The 19378-nt window shown below is 42.6% G+C and carries 19 protein-coding genes; 10 read left to right on the plus strand and 9 right to left on the minus strand.

Annotation, left to right across the window (positions count from 1 at the left end; translation table 11 throughout):
- Positions 1-15: 15 nt before the first annotated feature.
- The 6 genes from L2W36_RS08720 to L2W36_RS08745 all read right to left on the minus strand — a co-directional run bounded on the left by L2W36_RS08720 (position 16) and on the right by L2W36_RS08745 (position 6553).
- The gene (locus tag L2W36_RS08720; RefSeq protein WP_236109826.1) at positions 16-1395 is read right to left on the minus strand and encodes a type VI secretion system protein TssA; all 1380 of its coding nucleotides are present in this window, start codon (positions 1393-1395) and stop codon (positions 16-18) included.
- 226 nt (positions 1396-1621) lie between these two features.
- Positions 1622-1924: a PAAR domain-containing protein gene (locus tag L2W36_RS08725; RefSeq protein ID WP_038230304.1), complete on the minus strand. Its 303-nt coding sequence runs from the start codon at positions 1922-1924 to the stop codon at positions 1622-1624.
- A complete protein-coding gene (locus L2W36_RS08730) occupies positions 1921-2505 on the minus strand; it encodes a DUF6931 family protein (RefSeq protein WP_006070753.1) in 585 nt (194 codons plus the stop codon). The genes L2W36_RS08725 and L2W36_RS08730 overlap by 4 nt, the downstream gene beginning before the upstream one ends.
- Positions 2505-4496 carry a type VI secretion system Vgr family protein gene (locus L2W36_RS08735; RefSeq protein WP_236109827.1) on the minus strand — a complete coding sequence of 664 codons (1992 nt, stop codon included), beginning with the start codon at positions 4494-4496 and terminating at the stop codon, positions 2505-2507. The genes L2W36_RS08730 and L2W36_RS08735 overlap by 1 nt, the downstream gene beginning before the upstream one ends.
- Before the next feature lie 144 nt (positions 4497-4640).
- Positions 4641-5849, minus strand: a complete 1209-nt coding sequence (locus tag L2W36_RS08740) for an MFS transporter (RefSeq protein ID WP_006070751.1) — start codon at positions 5847-5849, stop codon at positions 4641-4643.
- A 173-nt stretch (positions 5850-6022) separates the two neighbouring features.
- Entirely contained in the window at positions 6023-6553 is a 531-nt protein-coding gene (locus L2W36_RS08745) for a cytochrome b (protein ID WP_006070750.1), read from the minus strand.
- A gap of 252 nt (positions 6554-6805) precedes the next feature.
- Between L2W36_RS08745 and L2W36_RS08750 the strand changes: the two genes are divergently transcribed.
- Both L2W36_RS08750 and L2W36_RS08755 read left to right on the plus strand, forming a co-directional pair.
- Entirely contained in the window at positions 6806-7828 is a 1023-nt protein-coding gene (locus L2W36_RS08750) for a zinc-binding alcohol dehydrogenase family protein (RefSeq protein ID WP_236109828.1), read from the plus strand.
- Between the two features lie 97 nt (positions 7829-7925).
- Positions 7926-8849: a LysR family transcriptional regulator gene (locus L2W36_RS08755; protein ID WP_236109829.1), complete on the plus strand. Its 924-nt coding sequence runs from the start codon at positions 7926-7928 to the stop codon at positions 8847-8849.
- 44 nt (positions 8850-8893) lie between these two features.
- Here the strand turns inward: L2W36_RS08755 and nfsB are convergent, their stop codons facing one another.
- Entirely contained in the window at positions 8894-9547 is a 654-nt protein-coding gene (gene nfsB / locus L2W36_RS08760) for an oxygen-insensitive NAD(P)H nitroreductase (RefSeq protein WP_236109830.1), read from the minus strand.
- A 195-nt stretch (positions 9548-9742) separates the two neighbouring features.
- Between nfsB and L2W36_RS08765 the strand changes: the two genes are divergently transcribed.
- From L2W36_RS08765 to L2W36_RS08785, 6 genes are all read left to right on the plus strand, one after another.
- Entirely contained in the window at positions 9743-10114 is a 372-nt protein-coding gene (locus L2W36_RS08765; RefSeq protein ID WP_236109831.1) for a DUF333 domain-containing protein, read from the plus strand.
- A 33-nt stretch (positions 10115-10147) separates the two neighbouring features.
- Positions 10148-11326 (plus strand): alpha/beta fold hydrolase, encoded by a 1179-nt coding sequence (locus L2W36_RS08770; protein ID WP_236109832.1) that lies wholly within the window; start codon positions 10148-10150, stop codon positions 11324-11326.
- A 249-nt stretch (positions 11327-11575) separates the two neighbouring features.
- On the plus strand, positions 11576-11650 hold the full coding sequence (gene tnaC / locus L2W36_RS27485; protein WP_081411542.1) for a tryptophanase leader peptide: 75 nt from the start codon (positions 11576-11578) through the stop codon (positions 11648-11650).
- Between the two features lie 240 nt (positions 11651-11890).
- Positions 11891-13351: a tryptophanase gene (gene tnaA, locus L2W36_RS08775; RefSeq protein ID WP_006070744.1), complete on the plus strand. Its 1461-nt coding sequence runs from the start codon at positions 11891-11893 to the stop codon at positions 13349-13351.
- 119 nt (positions 13352-13470) lie between these two features.
- Entirely contained in the window at positions 13471-14685 is a 1215-nt protein-coding gene (locus L2W36_RS08780) for an aromatic amino acid transporter (protein WP_236109883.1), read from the plus strand.
- Positions 14686-14766: 81 nt separating this feature from the next.
- Positions 14767-15153, plus strand: coding sequence for a RidA family protein (locus L2W36_RS08785; RefSeq protein WP_031494818.1), 387 nt, complete (start codon positions 14767-14769; stop codon positions 15151-15153).
- A 118-nt stretch (positions 15154-15271) separates the two neighbouring features.
- Here the strand turns inward: L2W36_RS08785 and L2W36_RS08790 are convergent, their stop codons facing one another.
- Entirely contained in the window at positions 15272-15493 is a 222-nt protein-coding gene (locus tag L2W36_RS08790) for a hypothetical protein (protein ID WP_006070741.1), read from the minus strand.
- Between the two features lie 241 nt (positions 15494-15734).
- On the opposite strand from L2W36_RS08790, the gene L2W36_RS08795 reads away from it, so the two are divergent.
- Both L2W36_RS08795 and L2W36_RS08800 read left to right on the plus strand, forming a co-directional pair.
- Positions 15735-16508, plus strand: a complete 774-nt coding sequence (locus L2W36_RS08795; RefSeq protein ID WP_206379139.1) for a siderophore-interacting protein — start codon at positions 15735-15737, stop codon at positions 16506-16508.
- Between the two features lie 328 nt (positions 16509-16836).
- Positions 16837-18294 carry a glyceraldehyde-3-phosphate dehydrogenase gene (locus L2W36_RS08800; protein WP_006070739.1) on the plus strand — a complete coding sequence of 486 codons (1458 nt, stop codon included), beginning with the start codon at positions 16837-16839 and terminating at the stop codon, positions 18292-18294.
- Between the two features lie 167 nt (positions 18295-18461).
- Here L2W36_RS08800 and L2W36_RS08805 read toward each other — a convergent pair whose 3' ends face one another.
- The gene (locus tag L2W36_RS08805; RefSeq protein ID WP_006070738.1) at positions 18462-19352 is read right to left on the minus strand and encodes a LysR family transcriptional regulator; all 891 of its coding nucleotides are present in this window, start codon (positions 19350-19352) and stop codon (positions 18462-18464) included.
- Positions 19353-19378: the final 26 nt, after the last annotated feature.

Genomic DNA, 19378 nt, shown 5'->3' on the forward strand with positions numbered 1-19378 from the left:
TATCGCGTTAAACCGTTACCATTCAAAATCAGAAACGTCTGAATTTGCGGTAGCTTGAGTTACTTCATTGTTGTTGGATTGGTTTGAGGCCGAGGATTCGGCATCATTCGAGTTGCTAGTAGGAGACTCTGTGTACTGCTGAGAGTGACCACCAGACTGAGTTGATAGTGAACTGTTTTCCATGTTTATAGGGGCGTCATTCATTCCAATCAGTGAATCGATTTGATTAAGTGCATTGGAATTATTTCCTACCAGAATTTTCATCAGTTCTGGTAAGGGTAGTTGTCCCCAAACAATTGCCCGTTCAAGTAGGTAACTAGTTGGGTTATGTGGTTCAGTCTGCTTAAAGAAGTCCGCCAGAGTTCTCAATTGATTATAAGCGGCGTCTCTTGTGAGAGGCTGTGTAGAGATAGTTGAAACTGTCGCTGAAATAGGGGGTGTAGATTCTGGTGCTTTATTAGGCGTCGCATCGGGAATACTAACGGTATCTGGATTAGAACTGACCGAGTCTATATTATCGTGAGCGTCTGACTGCTCAGAGCTATCTGGTTGAGATTGAGCCTCGCCAGAAGCTGCTTCAGTGTTCATATCGTCTAAAGGCCACTGACTATATTGGTTACCGATTAATGTTCGCAGTGCCGTTAAATGGCTTTCGAAGATTTCACGGACGAATTTAAAGCTGAGCGCTTGGACGCCATGGCTTTGACAACGTTCTGCAAGTACAGTTTCTACCTGATTTACCTGCTCTACCAATTGCCCTAAGCTGAGAATCAAGTCGGTACATTCAAGGCTAAAAGCGTCGTTAGCTTCGTTTTGCAGATCACTCAATGTGCCGCTGCGTTCTGCTTGGAAATAGCGAGAATAAGTGATGTTGCCAACAAGAGGAATGAACTGTGTTGGCATAAAGAGCGCGGAGGCCTCGGGTGCGTCACCGATGAACTGCGATAACGGTTTGATGCGAAACTCCACCAGTTCTTTTTGTTTTCCAGACTCATCCGTCGCCTTGACCTTGTTGTCAGGCAGTGTTGGATGCAAGGTATCCCAGAAGTTGTCAATGTAGTTTTGAAGAAGCTTAAAACCTTCAATCAGCTTCGGTATAGGTTCTCGGTCAAATGACAAGCTAGTTATGTACCAGCTCCAAAGTTCCGTATCTTTTGTTTTCGAACCGAGTGCTTCGTTGAGCTGTTCTCTAAACTGCTGCCAGTTTTGATCATTGAGTTCAGACTTTTCTTCGTCAGCAAATGCATCTGGGGCTTCTAACATTTGTCTAAAGGATGAAAGGGCGGTGTTATATCCATTTCTGATCGCTCTATATTCGCCGCGATCAAGCTTTAAGTATTGTCCACTGGGAGCGTCTTCCGATAGAGCGCCTGATAGGTCATCGAAACTGTACATACCATTCCTTGGTTTATTTCATTTATGCATATCAAAGCAATTAACAAAACCATTTACTTTTTAAAGTGTCAATAGCTTAACAACATGATTACATTGCTTTAATATTAGAAGCGTTTTTCAGAAAGTCTCGGAAATTTGTGAAATTTCGTCATTTTTTTATTTTTCGGTAGGAATATTGGAACGACGTCACACGCGAACGCTAATTAACTATAATAAAATTAGGGGTTTATCCCCCTATTAGGACTGTGGGCATTCCCGCAACAATGGTACCTCCGTGTGCTGTTGTGTCACCTAATCTCGCTGCTGGCCGATTGCAAATAAGCACTGTCGCACTGCCCTTAATTATGCTGTCCGGTGGCCCTACGCATGTGCACATGTCTCCCATGACTGACGCAGGCATGTTCCCGATTAAAACGGTTGGTACTCCTGGCCCAATAATAGGCCCTCCTACGTGCGGAATAGGGGGCACTGCAGGTGTTTGCATTGGGCAGACATGCATGTCTGTTGAACGAGCTGCTGGCAAAGTCATAACTTTCCTAAGCCTCCATGAGCTATATTGAGAGCGACTGCGATGGATTGTTGATAATAGTCGGCATGCTTGTCCCATTCAGGTATCGCAGCGGCGGTGTTAATGGCCCCAGCGCAGGCTTTGGCGTATAGCTTGGGGTCGGGGAGTACACTGGGGAGTTCAGGTGACACAATACTACCAGCACCGTTCCAAAATACAGCTTGTGCTAACCATGATGGTGCGCACTTTAACTCTAATCGAGTTGCATAGAGTTCGCAGCGCCGCCTTCCCTCTTCACTTGGTTCAAATACCCATTGTTTGCAGCTTGCAAGGCAAGTCTGTTGTGTTTTGTTCCAGTCCGGCATCCGAATCTCAAGGCATAAGTAAGCCCAAAGGATGGCTTCCCTTACCGGTAAAGCGTGTGCAAGAAATTGAACCAGATCGAAATAGAGCTCTTTCTCTTGCAATGTCGCTATAAAATCTTCAATGCTCTGTGACTGAGCTAGTATCTCAGTGAGATCCTCTGAAGCACTAAACAATGGCGTGATTTGCTCAGGGTTTACGTAGGGTATCTTTCGATACTGAAGTTGTTGAGTCATCATTAATTTACCTTCACTATAGCGCCTTTGACTTCAGACATGACAGCACCGTTAATGGATGCTTTCAGGTTTGACTTGAGATCGGCTGAGAGCTTTCCTTGAGCGGTTAAAGTCGTCTGGGCGTCTAATGTCAAGCTCGCCCCTTTTATAGTTCCACTTCCTGAGGCGTCTACCGTTACAGACGCAGCGGATAATTTGGCAGACGTTGAGCCTTTGGCATCCAACGTCATGCCCTGAAGTTTTAGTGCGTTAGAGGCTTTAATTTCGATTGCACTAGATTCAATCTTGATAGAGGAAGAGCTGATGGTGATTTTGCTTGAGCCTACTTTTAGCTCTAGAGAGTCTTCGCCCTCAATGCTGACGGTCTTGGCTTTGCCGCTAAACGCTTTAGCAACGCTCATCGTCATCGCATCCTCAGCGGTATAGGTAATAGCTTTGGTCGCTTTATAGGCGACTTCACCTTTGATGGTCGTGGTGACGTTGTTTTCTACTTCTAAGGTAAAGTCCTTAGCGGCATGTTGATAAAACAGTTCGTTATCTTTTTTATCATCGAAGTACCACTCATTACTCTGACCTTTAAGCATGGTTTTAATACCAGTTTGAGTAGAGTTTGCTGTCTTATATGGAGGAGCATTCTGACTATTGTATACCGAGCCAGTAATAATTGGCTTATCCGCGTCGCCATTAATGAAAGTGACAAGCACTTCTTGGCCAACTCGTGGGATAAACTGTGTCCCGTAACCTTTCCCCGCCATTAGTTGAGCAACGCGAACATAGCAACTGGTATCATCGCCGCTCGTTTCGTTGTCCCACAAAAATCGGATTTTTACTCTCCCTTGGTCATCCTGACTAATATCACCACTTGTTTTTCCTGCAACTACGGCGTTGTGAACGCCTTGAATTGAAGGTTTGTCAATGACGGTTGGCAAATAGGGAGTGGAATTGGGCACTACAGTGATTTGAGTTTGGCAATTCGATTGACCGCTTGACTGGCCATCATATTGAACGGTTTGCGAGACTACTAAGTATTCACCCAACTGTGTATTGTCTGTGTGACTGGCTAGTGAAAAGTATTGCCCCACATAAAATGCGTCTACATCACTGGATGCCTGTATTGTACTGTACTGGCTTTCTATCGCTTCCACACGACGTTTGACCAGAGTGGACAGATCGGTCATGTCTCCAGAAACGCTATCGTTAGAAAAATGTGTTGCGGCTAGTTTAGTGTTATTGGCGATTTTATTGCTCGATTTACTTGCTTTACTGGAGAGCAACTTAGATTGACTGTAGTCGTAATCAGTGAGCTCCAAACTCGTTCCGTGAAACTGAAGGTCAGAATGCCAAGATTGAATGAGTGGGTTGCTACCAGAGGGTAGGTTAGCCATATCGAACTTATTGATATCCGCTTTGCTGTATGGTTTCTCCGCGTCTTGTAAGATCAGTTTATGGCTGCTTGATGTGTGTTCAAAGTGAAATTGAATTCCTTCTTGAGCAAGCAACCGACAGACAAAGTCATAATCCGTTTCATTGAACTGTATGCAGTACTCACGTTTGGTACTTGGTAGAGATTTGGCTGTAAATAGGCTTGAGAAACCGGCATCACTAAACACAGAAGAAACGATATCTTTGGTTGATTGGTTTTGGAAAACACGGCTTTTCTTAGAAAAGTTAAGTAACCATAGCCAAGGCCGTAAAGTGATGTTGTAAAACGCATATTGCTGAGTTTCATCGAAACCCGTGCAAACGATCTTTGCGATGTAGCCATGAAAGCTACGCACTAGGCTTTGTGAGCCTGACTCAAAAGTATAGCGATTAAGCGTCATTGTCTGACCGAGTTGATCAGAGGCAGAGAGCCCTTTTGCGACCAGTTGTAGATTGATCTCAAAAGGTTCAAAGAACCGCTCTTGAATTGTCGCATGAGTTACTAGGTACTCATTGTTCTTATAATCTTTGGCAGTGAACTCACTGGTCGATGCCAAGTATAGATCGGCCATTCTGTCTTCCTTGAACTAAGCCTTTGATAATATTCTAAGATTAGCACTAGATACTAAACAGTATAGGCAGTTAAGGAAGAATGTGAGCAATATCAAAGCACAGTATCGAGTTACTGTGCTTTGGGAGTGTAGCGGAAAGGGGCTTTAAGAGGCAGAAATGGTACGTCGGTTTTTCTGGGTAGACAGGGTGAGTAATCCTATACACAAGAGCGCAATGATAATCCCGATTAATGACAAGGTGAATACTGATGCGTAGCCGAATTTATCAATGGATAAGCCAGCAAGCATTGCGCCGACACCAAAACCGCCTGCCATACATAACATCAAAAGACCCTGAGTTAACGCTGGAGAATTGGGACTCAAACGACCTGCGATGGATGGAATGATCATGTCATTCCAAGACATTGCTTGCATGAGTAACACTAACAGTGCGATAGGCACGAAAGCCTGAACATCATTTCCAGCGGTTAACCAAAATAGAGTGCCGACTATTAAATAAATCACTTGAGCGGCATACCAAACTTTAAATGGCCCGCTTCTTTGCATCCATCTTCCGGCCGATTCGAGCATAAAAATGCTGATAATGGCAGAGATAGCCATACCAAGTGCGGAGTTGCCGATATTGACTTGATAAACTTCTTTGATTAGCAAAGGACCAAGTTCCATCAGGTTAGAAGAGAGAAACATTGAGAAGAAGACTGCCAACAAAAAGAGAAACCAAGGTGCTGCACCTTGTTGTGAAGTGGTTTCATTACCTAATTTCTTCTCAGCACCCTCAAAGTAGGATTTATCCGTTTCAATGGATGGAGGAGGGCAAACAGAAACCAAACAAAGCACGATGATGACCAAAGACATAAGTATAAGCAGCTGATCGTCACTTGGCACATTGTAGAAGTCAGCAATAGAAATAAGTAAACCAGTCACAACAACACCAAAGAACTGACATTGATATAAGCTGGCTAGACCCCGGCCTTCATCATTTTGGTTTTTGCTAGACGCGATTACAAAGGTCGGATTCAGTACTAACAATGCGACACTACCAATGCCTATCAGAATACCTACTGTCCAGTAGATCGCTGCGGTTGTCTCAGCGAAGTAAAGAATTAACAGAGCAATAAAATGAATAAACAAGGCCATTCGTTGTAGTAGACGATGACAACAATAACGATCGGCCATCCCACCAATCAACGGTGCTAATAAACCGGCACCTCCAATGAGTGCCATGACTTGGCCTAGTAGTGCGCCACTAGATGTTCTTTCAATGATGATTGGGTTGAGAAGAATCGCAATACCAACCCATTGGACAATACCAAGAGAAGCTTGTGCGAAATGCCACAGTCGAATGCCATTCATGAGTGAGAACCTCTATTAATAATTTACTCATGAATTTTCAAGGAATTGGAAAGAGAAACAAGTAACATACTCCCCGTTACCTTCTCACAATCGAATAATTACGCCCCGTCTTCTAATGACATCAAATGATGAAAGACCAAAAAGTGGTGCTTTCATCATTTGAAATTATGTTTTTAGCTTCTGCCTAACATACGTGAGAGTGTGCCATCTTTATCAACGAGTTGGTGTTTTAGGGCTGCCAGAACGTGCAATACAAGTATAGCGATTACAATGTTCACCGATGAGAAGTGAATGGTAGAGCTAATTTGTTGTAGCCATTCGATTTTCTCTCCTGCTGAGATAAGACTTATGCCAAAAAACTCGACCGAACGTCCTCCTCCGATACTCATAGTGATTCCAGATAGCGGCATCATTATTGTAGCTAAAAGCAAAAACCAGTGAACAAAGTGGGCAGATTTCTCTTGCCACGCAGGTAGCTGTTTGATGGAACCGATCATGCCTTCTTTCAGGCGCCAAACTAGCCTGATTGAAGCTGCAAACATCACAAGTACTCCGAGTGATTTATGAAGATTCCTTAGCTCATTTTTGTCTGGGCCATTGGCCATATCGCCGAGATAAAGTCCTATGGCAAGCGTCGCTATAAAGAAAACAGCAGTTAGCCAATGAAACACCATGGTAGGTTTACTAAGTTTGTTGTTGAGCATATTAGTCCATATTTTTGTTGTGGGCTTATGGCGATAATTATTCCTTATGCTCTTTTTTTGTTCTAGATGCATATGTGTAAAGTTAAGTAAAGATAAGAATACTTATCATCTGGAGTTTTGAGCTTGTTAGATACATCGGTTTTTATTTGAAAGTGTTTCAAGTCTTTGGTGGTTTTTAGCTTCCTTCTCTCAACCTATAGTTAAGTCATTGAGCAAGAACACTTGCAGCTAGACACTATAGAGGAACACGTTATGACAACAATGATTAAAGCAATCGGTTTTAGTGAATCAAAAACTATCGATGATGAAAACAGCTTGTATGAGTTTGAAATGGCTATGCCTGAAATCGGCGAATTTGACCTACTTGTAAAAGTTGCGGCCATTTCCGTTAACCCTGCAGATGCAAAAATACGTGTTCGTTCAGCAGTGAATAAAACATTAGAAAGTCCACGTGTTCTGGGTTTTGATGCTGTGGGAGAAGTGGTATCAGTGGGCAGTAAGGTTACCAGCTTCACTGAGGGCGATCGAGTGTACTATGCTGGTGATGTCACTCGCCCAGGCACCAATGCACAATATCATGCTGTTGATTCTAGAATTGTCGCGAGAGCTCCAAAAGGACTCACTGACGCAGAAGCGGCTGTAGTCCCGTTGACTGCATTAACGGGATGGGAGGCTCTGTTTGATCGTCTTCGTGTAGACCCGTCAGAGCGTAAAACGCTATTAATTATCGGTGGTGCTGGTGGTGTCGGCTCTATTACTACTCAAATTGCAAAACAGCTCACTAACCTAACGGTTATTGCGACAGCATCACGCCCAGAGACCGAAGCTTGGGTAAAAGAGATGGGCGCAGACTATGTGGCCAATCATGGAAACTTGGTCGAATCTGTTCATGACTTAGGGTTTGAGACGGTAGATTATATTTTCAATGTCGCTGACACGGTTGGTCATTGGGATGCGATGGCAGAACTCATTGCACCTCAAGGTATGATCGGTTCAATCGTTGAGTTTGATAGCGGTATTGATCTTAGTAAGCTTCAAGGTAAGTCAGTCGGTTTTGTTTGGGAGCTTATGTTCACACGCTCAATATACAAAACACAGGATATGTACAAACAAGGTGATATCTTAAAACAAGTCGCTAATCTTATTGACTCTGGACGAATTCAATCAACCTTGACCAAAGAGATCAATGGCTTCAATGCAGAGTCATTAAAGCAAGGGCACCGATTGATGGAAAGTGGCGCTATGATCGGTAAGCTTGCCATCAACTTTGATTAAACAATCAGCATGTTAGTTAAAAATACCTCTTCTTTTATGAGTCGAGGTATTTTTTGTATATGATGGAAAAGATTGTAGTGAATATGGTGAAAGTAACATGAAAGCACTGAACGAACTGACTTTGTTTGCCGAAACGGCCAAACAAGGTAGTTTTTCTAAAGTAGCGAATCAAATGGATATGACGCCTGCTGCCGTTAGTGCATCAATAAAGCGTTTAGAAGAGCAAGTTGGCTTCCCGCTGTTTGTTCGAACAACACGAAGATTGAGCTTAACTGGAGAGGGAGAACTATTCCTAGCCAAAGTTAATTGTGCTCTTGCAACTTTGAATGAAGGTGTCGAGGAGATCGCAAATGCTCGTGGCGCGCTAACAGGTAACATTTATGTGTCTGCACCGTCTGACTTTGGGCGAAACTTACTGCTTGATTGGATTAATGAGTTCACTGACTTACATGAAAACGTCACGGTTCGTCTTGAGTTATCTGATCAGTTGGTGGATATGTATAGCAAACCAATTGATGTTGCTATTCGATATGGGGAACTTCCAGATTCCAATATGGTGGCAATACCGTTATGTCCGCAGAATGTTCGAGTGCTTTGTGCTAGCCCAGACTACATTCGTCATCACTCTCCAGTGCTACACCCAAACGATTTGAATCAACATAACTGCATCAGCTTTATGGTGGCGGGCTCAGTACATAACCACTGGCCATTATCCTACGATTCTCAACAAGTTGTTGTAGAGACCAAAGGAGCGATATCAGCTAATGATGGTGATGTCGTGAGGCGTTTAGGGTTAAAAGGCAGAGGAATCGTCAATAAGTCGTTAATCGACGCTAGTCAGGACATTATTGAGGGGAAGCTGAGAAAAGTTCTGCCTGACTGGCAAGGTGAGTCAGTGCCGCTTTATATGGTATGTGCTGATAAGAGGCAGTTAAGACCAATTATTCGAGCATTCCAAAAGTTCTTGAAAGAGAAGTGTCAAAGTCAGTTTGACAAGGTTAGTGACATTTTAAATAACTAGCCCTAATCATATAAGGCTAGTTATTGTTTACCTCGTTTAAATAGTTAACATTCACTGAATAGGTAGTCTGAGCTGTGTCTCGACTTAGGCAGTTTTGCATTGAAGTCCTGCTCACTATGTTTTCCGAGCGGTACGATAACCGAACTACGGTATCCTTGTGCTGCCAAGTTGAATTCTTTATCAAGAACAGTGCTGTCAAACCCTTCGATAGGTACGGCATCAATACCCAGAGTCGAAGCGCCAAGTAGGAGCGTACCTACATTAAGGTACACTTGCTTCTCCATCCAATGCTGAGCATCTTTCAAATCGGAGCGATGCATATCAACGAAGTAGTGTCGGCCATTCTGTTGTCCTAGTTTTGCATCTGGAGTAGCAAAGCGGCCGTCCTTCTCTTCATTTTCTAGCAACAACTGTAAGTAGTTGTCATCAATTTCTGTTCTTGTACAGAATACGATGACATGAGAAGCGTTAAGCACTTTGGGAGTATTGAAACTGTAGCGGTCTTGTGTGGCAGTCGCAACACGCTGTTTGGCCTCGTCAGTACTGGCAATGATAAAGTGCCATGGTTGAGAGTTCACACTGGATGGACTAAATCGGAGGAGTGTTTTAATCGCATCTACCTGCTGGGAAGATAGCTTAAAAGATGGGTCGAATACTTTGGTTGAATAGCGGTTTTTAGCGTTGTCAGCAATGTTCATAAACGTGTCTCTACTTAACGGGTGTTAGCCCGAGGATAGCGAAACCAGCCGCAAGTAAAAACACTGTGGAATTTGATGCAGTTTCAAATATTCTTTGAAGATACTAGAACTTAGATTACCCACACAATATGCGGAAAAGGTTGAAGTTTGATTAGATTCATCTAACTTTATCTAAGGTAAGTAAGAGGAAATGATATGAAAAAGAATAGCTTAAAATACCTTGCTGGTCTTATTGCGGTATCTACGCTGGCATTAGCTGGATGCTCAAACAGCGACCAGGCTAACAAAGAGCAACCTATCGGGATGGCTAATCCTGCCGCAGTATATTGTGAAGAGCATGGTTCTTATGACCTTCAAACTGGTCAATGTACGTTAAAGTCGGGTGAGGCTGTTGATGCTTGGGATTATTATCGAGAAAATCATAAGGAAATGCCAAACGAGGCGGCGAGATATTGTGAATCGACAGGTGGCGTCTATATGCAAGATTCGAGCAAATGTGCGCTCCCAGACGGTAAAGTTATGGATGCAGAAAGCTACTTCAGAGATCATCAATCTACGAGCAGCTAAGTTCGTATTGCTGCCAACAACAAGGACGGTATAGTGCAAAAGAGTAAAGTAACAGGTTTTTTCGTTTTCATCATTGCACTCGTCACGGTTGGTTGTAGTAATCAGATTATCCAACAAGAGCCCGAAATGTATACCAGTTCGGGCTCTATTGCTCCTTATACACAATCTAGTTTTGAAGAATATGTCGATGAGACTAGAGCTTGGCTTGATGAGACTAGAGTATTTCATGGAGCCGGTTACCAAGTCGAAATGGATGTTGTTAGCCCTTACAGGTTGCTACCTGATAATCCTAATGGGGAAGGTATATTACTGGTCCATGGACTGGGAGACTCGCCTTACTCCTTTGTCGACATTGCACCTTACTTAGCAAAACATGGTTATTTAGTTCATGTCATGCTGTTACCGGGTCACGGTTCTCGACCGGCTGATCTCATGAATCCAACCAATGAAGACTGGCGTTTGGCGGTGGAACATCAAGTAAACTTGCTGCGTGATGATGTCGACAAAATATGGTTAGGCGGTTTTTCAACAGGCACCAATTTGGTGACTGAATACGCTTTAGCTCATCCTAAAGCAATTCAAGGGCTTGTGCTATTTTCGCCAGCGTTTGCGCCAAAAGACCCACTCGTTTCAATGGCGAGTTTTGCGCGTCATTTTGTCGACTGGGTAAGTATCGAGCAAGAGCAGAACTTTACCCGTTATGATTCATTGGCAATGAATGGGGCAGCGTTGTATTACCAAACTGCAATTGATGTTCAAGACGCGCTAAAGGAAAAACCTTTTGAATTGCCAGCGCTGCTGTTAGTGACCGAAACGGATGAGTTGATAAATTCCAAGGTTATCTACGACCTCTTTAAAACACGATTTAGTAACGAGAATAGTTCACTTATTTGGTTCGGTGAACAGAACTACTCAGATCCGCGCTTCGTGCAATTTAGTATGAAATTGCCAGATTCCAACATACAGAGTGGTTCACACATTTCTGTCTTGTATCGCGACGATAATATCTTGTATGGACGTAGAGGGTGGATGAGACAATGCGGTGGCTCTCAAGAAGGAGAGGTCTATATGGTCGACTGCGCTAAGATGCCAACTTTGTCTTACTCAGCTTGGGGATTGTTTAATGAAGATACCATCAGCGCGAGATTGAGTTGGAATCCTTACTTTGAACCTATGATGGTACGAGTTATCGAATTTATGACTCAAAAATAGTGATATTTATAGATTTATTTTTATTAATGGCTCGAAGTGTTTTTATTAACTAGTACGCTGTGTTGATCGTCGTCAAAAATAAACTTTATTAAACAGCCGTATATCCTGCATAATCAACTTTTTTGTTAGCGACTTCTCAAATTATATTCTATAGTGATGACATATACGGTTAATTATAGATAATTAACTTAGTTACTTTGGAATATACCTCACTCAGCAAGGTATTGAACATCTCAAGTAGGTAAACAAATGGAAAAGTTCAACATCACAAGTATCTGGATTACTCTAGATTACAAAATCGCTTTCTTCTTCCCTTCGAGATAACCCTGTCTCTCGCACTGTCCAGTGCGCATAGCCTATGTGCAGCTATCCCTAATGAATCAATATGCAAGAACGTGCATTATTGTCGTAATGGTTTAAGTATGTTCATAGATTAAATATAGAAACAAAACTAAATCGTATCTGGATATATATTCTGGATAGGGTTCTCTTTAATTATATTTCTTGTCTTGCTGTTGGTTAATTAAATATTAGATAAGAAATGAATATATTAGGTAAATTAAAATGGAAAACTTCAAACATCTACCAGAACCGTTCCGTATTCGCGTTGTTGAGCCAGTAAAACGTACTACGCGTGAGTACCGTGAAGAAGCAATTATTAAAGCGGGTATGAACCCATTCCTACTAGATAGTGAAGATGTATTTATTGATCTACTAACAGACAGTGGTACAGGTTCAATTACTCAAGATATGCAAGCAGCAATGCTACGCGGTGATGAAGCATACAGTGGTAGCCGCAGCTATTACGCTTTAGCTAACGCAGTAAAAGACATCTTTGGTTATGAACTGACCATTCCGACTCACCAAGGTCGTGGTGCTGAACAGATCTACATCCCAGTACTAATTAAAAAGCGTGAAAAAGAGAAAGGTTTGGACCGTTCAAAGATGGTAGCACTGTCTAACTACTTCTTTGATACTACACAAGGTCACACTCAAGTGAACTGCTGCGTAGCTAAGAACGTTTATACAAAAGACGCGTTTGATACAGCAGTAAATGCAGACTTTAAAGGTAACTTTGACTTAGAGAAGCTAGAAGAAGCTATCATTGAAGCTGGCCCAGCTAACGTACCTTACATCGTAAGTACAATCACGTGTAACTCTGCGGGTGGTCAACCAGTCTCTATCGCGAACTTAAAAGCGGTATATGAAATCGCACAAAAATACGATATTCCGGTAATTATGGACTCTGCTCGCTATGCTGAAAATGCATACTTTGTCCAGCAGCGTGAACCTGGATATAAAGATTGGACTATCGAAGAGATCACTCGTGAGTCTTACAAGTATGCTGATGGCCTAGCAATGTCTGCGAAGAAAGACGCAATGGTTCAAATGGGCGGCTTATTGTGCTTCAAAGATGAATCTTTCATGGATGTATATACTGACTGTCGTACTCTATGTGTGGTTCAAGAAGGTTTCCCTACATACGGTGGCCTAGAAGGTGGCGCAATGGAGCGTCTAGCAGTAGGTCTGTACGACGGTATGCGTCAAGACTGGTTAGAGTACCGCATTAATCAAATCCAATACCTAGTCGATGGCCTAGAAGCGATAGGCGTCGTCTGTCAGCAAGCGGGTGGTCATGCTGCGTTCGTTGATGCAGGTAAATTGCTACCTCATATTCCAGCAGACCAATTCCCTGCACACGCTCTTGCTTGTGAGCTTTATAAAGTAGCTGGCATTCGTGCAGTGGAAATCGGTTCACTACTTCTAGGTCGTGATCCTGCAACTGGCAAACAGCATCCATGTCCAGCTGAATTGCTTCGCTTAACAATTCCACGTGCTACTTATACTCAAACGCATATGGATTACGTTATTGAAGCATTTGAGAAAGTGAAAGAGAACGCGCATAAAGTGAAAGGATTGGATTTCACTTATGAGCCTGAAGTTTTACGTCACTTTACTGCTCGATTAAAAGAAGTTGAACCCGTAGTTAATCCAGCAGAAGCGAAAGTGCTCGAAGAAGCATAACCACTTCAGAGCGCAGTCATTTGGCTGCGCTCTTTTTCTCTAGCAATACAAAAAATAAAAGCAGAGAAGTAGGGGGAGTCTCCCTAATCTAATAACGTGAATTTGATGAGAACAGAATGATGAAAAAGAATCCGTCTCTGATAGGTGGTGCCTGTATTATAGCGAGTGTCTGTGTAGGCGCTGGTATGTTGGGACTACCAAGTGCAGGTGCTGGCGCCTGGACTATTTGGTCGATGTTGGCCATCGCAATAACTATGGTGGTCATGACAATTTCTGGTTGGATGCTATTGGAAGCATTCAAACACTACGAATTAAAAGTGTCTTTTGACACAGTTACAAAGGACTTATTAGGCGATAAGATTAATCTTATTAACAACATTACAGTGTATTTCGTGGGTGGTATTTTACTCTACGCCTACATCACTTCTTCAGGACTCATATTACAGGATGTACTCGGTCTTAATGTTAAAATCGCATCCGTTCTTTTTGTCTTGATTTTTTCTGCGTTTGTTTGGCATTCAACCCGTGCGGTAGACCGAATTTCGGTTGTGCTAATTGCTTTCATGATTCTAAGCTTTGTGTTTGGTGTATCGGGCTTGGCTGTGAAAGTAAATATGGCGGTACTTTTCGATACCATTAGTGAAGAGAATGCTTATGCGCCATACGCCATGGCAATGTTGCCTGTAGCACTGACCTCATTTGGATACCATCACTCAGTGTCTTCAATGCGCGCTTATTACGGTGAAGAGACAAAAGCCAAATACGCCATTCTAGGCGGTACTGTTATCGCACTTAGTCTTTATTTCCTATGGCTATTTAGTATTTTCGGCAATCTTCCTAGAGCAAACTTCGGCCCAGTTATCGAGCAGGGTGGTAATGTAGATGCATTGCTAAAAGCTCTTGGCTCAGTAATTGAGTCAGATAAAGTCGCGAACGCAATCAATACTTTCTCAATGGCAGCAATTTTGTCTTCATTTATTGGTGTTGGTCTGGGTGTTTTTGATTTCCTTGCAGACTTCTTTAAGTTCGAAGATACAAAACAAGGTCGCACCAAAACATGGCTCGTTACCTTCCTACCGCCACTTGTTATGTCTCTACTATTCCCATTTGGTTTCGTGATCGCTATTGGCTACGCGGGTGCTGCGGCAACGGTATGGGCATGTATCATCCCGGCATTATTGGCGAAGAAAACACGCGAAGTGCATGCAGGCGCTGATGGATTTAAAGCACCTGGTGGTCAGGTGATGATTACTCTAGTGATTACTTTTGGTGTCCTGACTGCGGTGTTCCACATCCTTTCTATGATGGGTCTGTTGCCGACATTTGTTGGCTAAACCTTAAACAACTATTCGCAGCTAGCTTGTGCTTGCAAAAGACGAGCTAGCTTAACCAGATAAAAACAAGAGGAGACAACTATGACTGCAATAGCTACAAATAACGCACCAGCTGCTATTGGCCCTTATGTTCAAGGCGTTACATTTGGTGATATGGTTATTACTTCAGGGCAGTTGCCAATTGACCCCGAAACTAAGGCAATGGTTGAAGATGTGGCAGAGCAGGCAACTCAGTCATTAACCAATGCATTAGCGATCGTCAAGGAAGCTGGCTTGGAAGCAAGTAATATTGTAAAAACGACAGTGTTTGTCAAAGACCTCAACGATTTTGCTTTAGTCAATGCAGCTTATGAAGCGTTCTTTAACGCTCACAATGCTCCTTTCCCCGCAAGATCTTGTGTAGAAGTCGCGCGTCTTCCTATGGATGCAAAAGTAGAGATCGAGGTAATAGCGGTTAGAAAAGGCTAGTGATGTAAGAAATAAGTTCTGGGGGCGCCGCTAGATTATGGCGCCTCATAGTGAGCTTTTCTGCTCAGTCCCAAGTTTTCAGATTAGATTAATCATGTGGTTGAGTGAAGCGAATATGTTATTTGCTCTGCCAAGTTTTACTGATCCATCCCCCTATGCTCTCATCAAAGTAATTTCCACTGAATTCTTGTTTATATTCAACGACATTATCCGCTTGTGGCCTTTCATCTAATAGATGGTTGATGTAGACCGCCATAGGATCATCGAACTGGTCGCGGCGTTTTTTCTCAGCTACTTCCTTGATGATTTGCATGCGATATGCCTTGCTCATTTTCTTCATGTTTTACCTCCTTTGCCGTGAGCGGTTTATCAAACATAGGAGTAAATTTGAAGCTGGTCAAATAATGAGCAGTGTTTTATGGCATTCCATATGAAATGATGTTATCCGCGAAATTTGGGAGGTGTTCGAGCTTATGAAACTTATTAGTTAAAGATCGTAAAGTGTAAAGCAACGAAAATAGAGCGTAACAATTGGAATTGTTATGATAGACTTAAATGAAAACAATAATCATTAAGAGAAAATCATGAAAAAGCCACGTCCTAAGACTCTCAAAGTCACTAAAGTGCATCCACTTTCTCCTAACATGCTACGTATTTCTTTTTATTCAGAAGAACTGAAGGCCTTTCCATCGGATAGTGTTGGTGGCTATATTAAGTTCTTGTTTAATGAATATGGTGGTACAGATATCACCGGGCTTTCGGAAGATAATCGCCCCAAGTTACGTACCTATACCATAAGAAGCCTTAATGTCGAGTCAGGTGAAATGGATGTCGATTTCGTCACTCATATTACTGAAGACAAGTTGTGTGGATTTGGTGCACGCTGGGCAAGTTCTGCGAAAGAGGGCGATATGATATCCATCATGGGGCCAGGAACTCTTCAAGATGTTGATACTAGTAAAGACTGGTTTTTCTTCAATGCTGACATGACTTCTTTACCAGCGTTGGCGGTTAAGCTAAAAATGCTCCCAAGCGAGGCAAAAGGATATGCTGTGATTCAAATAGAAGACAGTGCGGATGAACAAATATTGGAGGTCCCAGAGGGCATCAGACTGATTTGGACCACTGACTCTCTGTCTAAAACATCAGAGGACTTAGATTGGTTAACAGGTTCACCTTTCGTTTGGTGTGCTTGTGAGTTTGATGAAATGAGAGCACTTCGCCGTTATTTCCGCAACGAAAAAGAAATTCCAAGACAAGACATCTATATCAGTAGCTATTGGAAGCGAGGGGTGGCAGAAGATGGTCACAAAGTGATTAAAAAGCAAGATCACGAAGAGTTTGAGTCCAACTAGCCACCATATTCCCTAGTGACGCGTTAATGAGAGGAATGGTGTTGAGTTAGCCATTCCTTTTCTTGATTGAATGCGAAAAATAAGCTCGACCTAAGTCAGGTTCTTTTACGACTAAGGTTGGTATCATATCCTGCATTAATTCTACTTAAGTCACACTTTTCCTTATATATTCTGTCAATTATTTTTCCTAGCAGATTAAGTCTCTGTTTGTTACACTTCCGCGCATAAAAAATAACAACACAATTACATCCCCCAAACAGCTCCTTATTTCTTGTACCCTACATTCAAGAGTAACGAGCCTTTAACTTATAGAGGTCCCCCAGTTACTATGAGTAATAGCAACATCTCGCAAACTGAAATTCACCAGAATCAGTGGCAACTAAACCAAACACTCGCTGAGTCCATGCTACCTATCTTAGGTCGACTGTACAGAGAGAAGGGCGTTGAAATACTGTTGTTCGGCAAAACTCTCGTCAATGCAACGACCATCGACATTATTAAAACTCATCGCGTATCACGACACTATTCTCCTCAAGCCATCAACATTGTTCAAACTGCTCCTCTCATCGAAAAACTGTCTCAATTAAACCTGTCTCCATGCTGCATCGATATCGGCCAACTAGCTCAACAGTATTGGGCGAATAACGATAATGAACAAAACATCGATGATTTCTTAATGACAGCGCTAGTTGAGAGTATAGAAAGCAATGGGGCACTTGAGTCTCGTGATGTTGTCTTATATGGCTTTGGTCGTATTGGTCGTCTACTAACTCGTATCTTGGTCGAGAAAAGTGGCCCAGGTTACCCACTGACTCTTAGAGCGATTGTAGTTCGTGGAGGTCGTGAAGGTGACTTACAAAAACGTGCTAGCCTTTTGCGTCGTGACTCCGTGCATGGCCAGTTCAATGGCAGCATAGTAGTTGATGAAGAGAATAAAGCGCTGATTGTTAACGGTAATTATATTCAAATTATCTATGCCAACAGCCCTGCTGACGTGGACTATACCGAATACGGAATCAACAATGCACTGGTTGTTGATAATACTGGCGTTTGGCGTGATGCTGAAGGTTTAGGTCAGCACGTAGCGTGCAATGGCGCAAATAAAGTGTTACTGACTGCTCCGGGTAAGGGTGACATTAAAAATATCGTATTTGGTGTGAACCATGAGTCGATTCTGGAGGACGATACTATTGTATCGGCAGCGAGCTGTACGACCAACGCGATTACTCCGACTTTAAAAGCGGTCAATGATAAGTATGGCATTATTTCAGGCCACATTGAGACGGTTCACTCATACACGAATGATCAAAACCTTATTGATAACTATCATAAAGGTGACCGTCGCGGACGTTCTGCTTCTTTGAATATGGTTTTAACATCAACGGGTGCAGCAAAAGCCGTTGCTAAAGCGCTTCCGGAGCTGGCAGGCAAACTAAGTGGTAACGCTATTCGTGTCCCTACACCAAATGTCTCGATGGCGGTGGCGAACTTAAATCTTGAAAAAGAAACCTCAAAAGATGAGCTTAATGCGTACTTGCGTGAAATCTCTCTCACCTCATCTCTATCGGCACAAATAGACTATACCGATTCAACAGAGATTGTTTCGACCGATTTAGTTGGTGCTCGTCATCCAGGTATCGTAGATGGCCAAGCGACAATCGCACAAGATAATCGCTGCGTATTGTACATCTGGTACGACAATGAATTTGGCTACAGTTGCCAAGTTGTACATTGCATGGAACAGATGATGGGCGTGAAATACAAAACCTACCCAGCTGTTGTGTAAATCCGACATCCACTGCTAGATATTGCCGTCATCGCTAGGTGACGGCTTTTTTATGCCTAAAGCTCTATCTTTGCCTGATTCTAAGGCTTGAGGGAACAAAGCGTAATTATCTCACTCTGGGCACGCTACGCTGCTGACTTGAGTGTGATGTATACTGAGCGCAGGACCTATTGGGCTAAATCTGCAATGAATGATTGTTTTCTACTTACACTAGTTTGAAGTTTTCCTTTGATCCATTGATTAAACAAACTGAAGTCAGAATGTACCGGCCAGAAAAGGGAGGCAACGACTTTTTTGCCAAAGAAATCGGGGTGGTCGGTAATTACTTTTAGTTTGCTGTCTTTCATGTTTTTGTCGATAAGGAACTCAGGCAAAAATGCAATGCCACGTTGAGCCTTGCACAGATCGATAATAGTTCCTAAGTCATCTAGCCTCCATAGGTTGTATGAGGCTATATTTGAGAGATTGAGTAACTCCTCAATGCCATCCATTAACAGCACTCGTTGGGAGGGATGACTTTTAACGGATTTTAAGTCTTCATGAGCGACCCACCAACAGTTAACGTGAAATAGTTCGTCTATGTTAAAGTCATTATCAGTCTTGTGATAAGGGTTCCCTAACGCAAGATCTATTTTCCCCTCATTAATGTAGTTCCCTAAAACGAAACTTGGTTTAGTAACAACGACCAAATCGACGTTGGGAAATGCTTCAGAGAAGTCCAACAGTGTTTTCTTCACTTCTTTATTGAACACTAAAGGATCAATACCCACACGGTAGACAATTTGCTCTGATATATTCATTTGCTTCGCAGTTGTGATCAACTCACGATACTTCGACACAACCGGTGTCGATAAATGGAACAGGCGTTTCCCTTTTTCAGTTAACCAGACTTTAGAGTGTTGTCTATTAAATAAATTGAAGCCTAAGTCTGACTCTAGATTCTGAACAGCAGTGCTAACAGTAGATTGGGATTTACCAAGCTTACGAGCAGCGGAGCTAAATGAACCTTCGTCAACTACAGCTACGAACGAAACAATATTTTCGAATTGTAGTTTCATGATTCAACCAACCTTTATAAAGCAAG

Origin of the sequence: Vibrio sp. McD22-P3, from assembly GCF_021568915.1 — a bacterium.
Lineage (GTDB): Bacteria > Pseudomonadota > Gammaproteobacteria > Enterobacterales > Vibrionaceae > Vibrio > Vibrio mediterranei.